Raw genomic sequence first — 4,955 nt, 5'->3', positions numbered from 1 at the left:
GGGCACCGGTGCGGGCGCGGCGGCCGGCTTCGGTGCGGGCGCGACGACGGCCAGCACGGGCTTGGCGGCGACGGCAGCGGGAGCGGCGGCAGGGACGGCCGCATCGAGACGGGCCTTGGCCGAGGCCAGCAATTCAGCCTGGGTGCTCGAGGCGATGCCGAACAGCTGGCGGCTGTACGCCAGCACGCTTTCGATATTCGGTTGCGCCTGGCTGGTGCTGTAGCTGAAAAAATCGCGCGGATCTTGCGTTTCCAGCAGGTGCTGCGCCGTTTCCGCCGTCTGCGACAGGGCCGCCTTGCCGGCGTTCAGGTTCAGGGCGATGATCTTTTCGGCGCTTTCGAAGACTTTGCTGGTCAGGGTGCTGAAGATCTGCAGCTGGCTTTCCAGTTGCGATTTGGCGGCGCTGGAAATTTGTTCTGGAAGCGGAAACATATTTACTCCTTTGTACGGATTAAAATGCTGGCAAAACGCTCTGCAAAATCCCGAAAACCAGAGTTGGCCGCGTTTTGTAAAGTGGGTAGCGTGCTGGGTAACTGGTCAGAGCCTGATTATGATGCAACGCAATATGAATATTCTAGCGGTGATTCGAGTTAGTTGAAAGTTATTTTATTCCGCCCGTGCGGCGCCTGCCCGCCCTATTCATGGGCCCGGCAGCATTTGCAGGAAGTTTGCGCACGCGCAAGGTGTTGCCAACGAATCTATGGCTACGCTTTTGGGAGTAGCTCCATTCTTGCACTGCAACATTGCGGGGAAGTGGATAAGATGGCAATCAGCTGGAAGCGCCAGGCACCGCAGTCAACCGAAGGAGTGTCCGCATGGACCTAGTCATCCGCAATGCCAGCCTGCCCGATGGGCGCCGCGCCATCGATATCGCCATCGGGGGCGGCCGCATCGCCGCCGTCGGCCCCGCCTTGCCCGTGACGGGCGCGCGGGAGATCGATGCGGCCGGCGACCTCGTCACGCCGCCGTTCGTCGACGCGCACTTCCACATGGACGCCACGCTCAGCTATGGCTTGCCGCGCGTGAACGCGTCGGGCACCCTGCTGGAGGGCATCGCCCTGTGGGGCGAGCTGAAACCGCAGCTGACGCAGGACGCACTGGTGGAACGCGCCTTGCAGTATTGCGACTGGGCCGTGGCACGCGGCTTGCTGGCCATCCGCTCGCACGTGGATATCTGCGACCCGCGCCTGCTGGCCGTGGAAGCGCTGCTCGACGTGAAACGCCAGGTGGCGCCCTACCTGGACCTGCAGCTGGTGGCCTTTCCGCAAGATGGCATCCTGCGCAGCCCCGGCGCCTTCGACAACCTGAAGCGCGCGATTGGCATGGGCGTCGACGTGGTGGGCGGCATCCCGCATTTCGAGCGCACGATGGCCGACGGCGCGGAATCCGTGCGCCTGCTGTGCGAATTCGCCTGCGAGCGGGGCCTGATGGTCGACATGCATTGCGACGAGTCGGACGATCCGCTGTCGCGCCACATCGAAACCCTGGCCTTCCACAGCCAGCGCCTGGGCATGCAGGGCAGGGTCGCGGGTTCGCACCTGACGTCCATGCACTCGATGGACAATTATTATGTGAGCAAGCTCCTGCCCCTGATCCGCGAGGCGGGCGTGGCGGCCATCGCCAACCCCCTCATCAACATCACCCTGCAGGCGCGCCACGATACGTATCCGAAGCGGCGCGGCATGACGCGCGTGCCCGAGATGCTGGCGGCCGGCATCCCCGTCGCCTTTGGCCACGACTGCGTGATGGACCCGTGGTACAGCCTGGGTTCGGGCGACATGCTGGAAGTGGCGCACATGGGCTTGCACGTGGCGCAGATGACGGGCCAGCAAGCGATGCACGAGTGCTTCCTGGCCGTCACCGAGACGCCGGCGCGCATCCTGGGCCTGGACGGCTACGGCATCGCGCCCGGCTGCCATGCGGATCTGCTGATCCTCGATTGCGGCAGTACCGTCGAAGCGCTGCGCCTGCGCGCGGCGCGGCGCCTGGTGCTGCGGCGGGGGAGCATCGTCAGCGAGGCGCCGCGCGCGCAATCGCGCCTGCACCTGCCGGGGCGTCCCGGCAGCGTGGATTTCCGCCTGGGGCGTTGACGCCGGCGCGCCTGCGCGCGTGCACGGCTGGACGGCCCTGTCCAAATCACTGACAATCAGCGTAACTTGTTTGCCGGAGCTTTACCTTGAAAGAAATTGACATCCGTCCCGCCCAGGAATCCGACTTCGAGGCCATGTGGCCGATTTTCCAGACGCTGGTGGCCGGCGGCGACACCTACACCTTCCCCGCCGATACTTCGCGCGAAGAGTGCCACGCCTACTGGTTCGGCCCCGGCGTGCAAAGCTTTGTCGCCATGATGGGCACGGAGCGCCTGCTGGGCATGTACAAGCTGGTGGCGAACCAGCCGGGCCACGGCGCGCACGTGGCCAATGCCTCGTTCATGGTCGACCCGGCCGCGCAGGGCGTGGGCGTGGGCCGCCTGCTGGGCGTGCACTGCATGGAAGAAGCGCGCCGCGCGGGCTACCTGGCGATGCAGTTCAACTTCGTCGTCAGCACCAACCTGGCTGCCGTCACCCTGTGGAAAAAGCTGGGCTTCAGCGTGGTCGCCACCCTGCCGCTGGCCTACCGCCACGCGCAGCTGGGCTATGTCGACGCCTACGTGATGTACCAGCTGCTCAGCGATCCGATGCAGTGGCCCGCATGAGCGGCGCCATGACGGTCATCGAGACGCCGCGGCTGCGGCTGCGCACCGTCGCGGCCGACGATGCGGCGTTCTACCTGGAGCTGGTCAACGACCCGTCGTGGGTCGCCAATATCGGCCAGCGCAATCTGCACACCGTGGCAGCGGCCCGCGCAGCCCTGGAAGCGGGCGCGATGGCGCAGTTCCGCCAGCATGGCTATTCCTTCTGCATCGTCGAACGGCGCAGCGACGGCATGGCCATGGGCATCTGCGGCCTGATACTGCGCGCCAGCCTGCCCGGGCCCGACATCGGCTACGCCCTCCTGCCCGCCTACTGGGGGCAGGGCTATGCCTACGAGGCGGCTGCCGCCGTCATGCGCCATGCGCAGCACGTGCTGGGCCTGCCCACCGTGTACGGCATCACCTCGCCGCAGAACCAGGCGTCGAATAATCTGCTCAACAAGCTGGGACTGCGTTTCGAACGCTTTGCGCGGCTGCCGCCCGATGGCAAGGACACGAATGTCTATCGGCGCGACTTCCGCCAGCACGGCTGACGGCGCTGGCTGGCGCGTATCGGCAAAGTGCGGAAAAGTATGCGGAAAGGCGAGCTGCCGGCGGCGCCGGGCGATTACCATACGGTGACGTCGCCGCCGCGCGCGGCCGCCCATTCACTTTTCATGGAACCATCGTGACCTATCTCGGTATCGATATCGGCACTTCCGAAGTCAAGGCCATCCTCACCGATGACGCGCAGGCCATCCTCGCCTGCAGCGGCGTGGCCCTGCGCGTCGCCAGCCCCCATCCCGGCTGGTCGGAACAGCATCCCGAAGACTGGTGGCGCGCCACCCTGGACGTCATCGCCGCCATCCGCGCCGCGCAGCCCGTGGCGTTTTCCGGCTTGCGCGGCATCGCGCTGTCGGGCCAGATGCATGGCGCCACCCTGCTCGACAGGCAGCAGCACGTGCTGCGCCCGGCCATCCTGTGGAACGACACGCGCGCGTCTGCCGAATGCGCGGAACTCGAGGCGCTGGTGCCCGGGTCGCGCGCCATCACGGGCAACCAGGCCATGCCGGGCTTCACGGCGCCCAAGCTGCTGTGGCTGCGAAAGCACGAAGCGCCGCTGTTCCGCGCCACGGCAAAGGTCCTGCTGCCCAAGGACTACGTGGCGCTGCGCCTGACGGGCGAGTATGTATCCGACATGTCCGACGCTTCCGGCACCTTGTGGCTGGACGTGGCCAGGCGCGACTGGTCCGAGCGCATGCTGGCGGCGACAGGTCTGACGCGCGAACACATGCCGCGCCTGGTCGAAGGCAGCGCCGCCGCCGCGCAGGTGCGTCCGTCCCTGTGCCAGGAATGGGGCATCGCGCACGCGGTGCTGCTGGCCGGCGGCGCGGGCGACAACGCGGCTGCCGCCGTGGGCCTGGGCGTGGTGGAGCCGGGCGCCGGCCTGCTGTCGCTGGGCACGTCCGGCGTGCTGTTTGCCGGCAGCGACGGCTTCGCGCCCAATCCGGGCCAGGGCGTGCATGCGTTCTGCCATTGCCTGCCCGGGCGCTGGCACCAGATGAGCGTGATCCTCAGTGCCGCCTCCAGCCTCGCCTGGGTGGCGCGGCTGACGCAATCGGCCGACATCGGAGCACTGGTGACCCTGGCCGAATGCGTCGAGGCGCGCACGGCGCCCATCTTTTTGCCGTACTTGAGCGGCGAGCGCACGCCGCACAATGACGCCACGGCGCGCGGCGTGTTCTTTGGCCTGTCGACGGAACACGGCCGCGCGGAGCTGGCCTACAGCGTGATGGAAGGCGTGGCCTTTGCCATGGCCGACGGCAATGCGGCCCTGCGCAGCGCCGGTACGCAACTGCGCGAAGCGTCGTTCGTGGGCGGCGGTTCGCGCAGCCGCTTCTGGGCGCAGCTGTGCGCGGATGTCTCGGGCTTGCACGTGCTGCGCCACGACCACGGCGTGGCGGGCGGCACCCTGGGCGCGGCGCGCCTGGCGCAGATGGCGGTGACGGGCTTGCCGCCGTCCCAGGTGTGCACGCGACCCGCGGTGCAGGAAAGCATCGCGCCGCAGGCGTCCGGCGTGCTGGACGGGCGCCTGGCGCGCTACCGGCGCCTGTATCCGCTGCTGCGCGCGGAGTTCGCGGGCGCGGCCGAGGCGGCGCGCTAGGGTCTGTCTGACTGAACTTAATTAGGGTTGAATGGTCATAGGACGATGAGCCGAACTGACCTTACTGAAAAGCAGTGGCGCAAACTTGCCCCCCATCTGCCGTCCAATCCCCATCACGGT

The 4,955-nt window shown here is 67.2% G+C and carries 5 protein-coding genes; 4 read left to right on the top strand and 1 reads right to left on the bottom strand.

The features are described from left to right. Positions 1-432 (bottom strand): phasin family protein (locus tag GCN74_RS28015; RefSeq protein WP_193317303.1); only part of this gene is annotated, 432 nt, incomplete at its 3' end. Positions 433-815: 383 nt separating this feature from the next. Here GCN74_RS28015 and GCN74_RS28010 point away from each other — a divergent pair. From GCN74_RS28010 to xylB, 4 genes are all read left to right on the top strand, one after another. Then, a complete protein-coding gene (locus tag GCN74_RS28010) occupies positions 816-2,090 on the top strand; it encodes an amidohydrolase family protein (protein WP_152259686.1) in 1,275 nt (424 codons plus the stop codon). A gap of 86 nt (positions 2,091-2,176) precedes the next feature. Beyond that, complete coding sequence (locus GCN74_RS28005) at positions 2,177-2,695, top strand: GNAT family N-acetyltransferase (RefSeq protein WP_152259685.1); 519 nt, start codon at positions 2,177-2,179, stop codon at positions 2,693-2,695. Then, a complete protein-coding gene (locus GCN74_RS28000; protein WP_226939274.1) occupies positions 2,692-3,225 on the top strand; it encodes a GNAT family N-acetyltransferase in 534 nt (177 codons plus the stop codon). Before GCN74_RS28005 ends, GCN74_RS28000 begins: the two co-directional genes overlap by 4 nt. Positions 3,226-3,359: 134 nt before the next feature. Beyond that, positions 3,360-4,835, top strand: a complete 1,476-nt coding sequence (gene xylB / locus GCN74_RS27995) for a xylulokinase (RefSeq protein WP_152259684.1) — start codon at positions 3,360-3,362, stop codon at positions 4,833-4,835. Positions 4,836-4,955 lie beyond the last annotated feature (120 nt).

The organism is Janthinobacterium sp. FT14W (assembly GCF_009208755.1).
In the GTDB taxonomy this organism is placed as follows: Bacteria; Pseudomonadota; Gammaproteobacteria; order Burkholderiales; family Burkholderiaceae_D; genus Janthinobacterium; species Janthinobacterium violaceinigrum.
The sequence above is the reverse complement of the archived record's forward strand: the minus strand, read 5'-3'. Positions and strand labels throughout refer to the sequence as shown.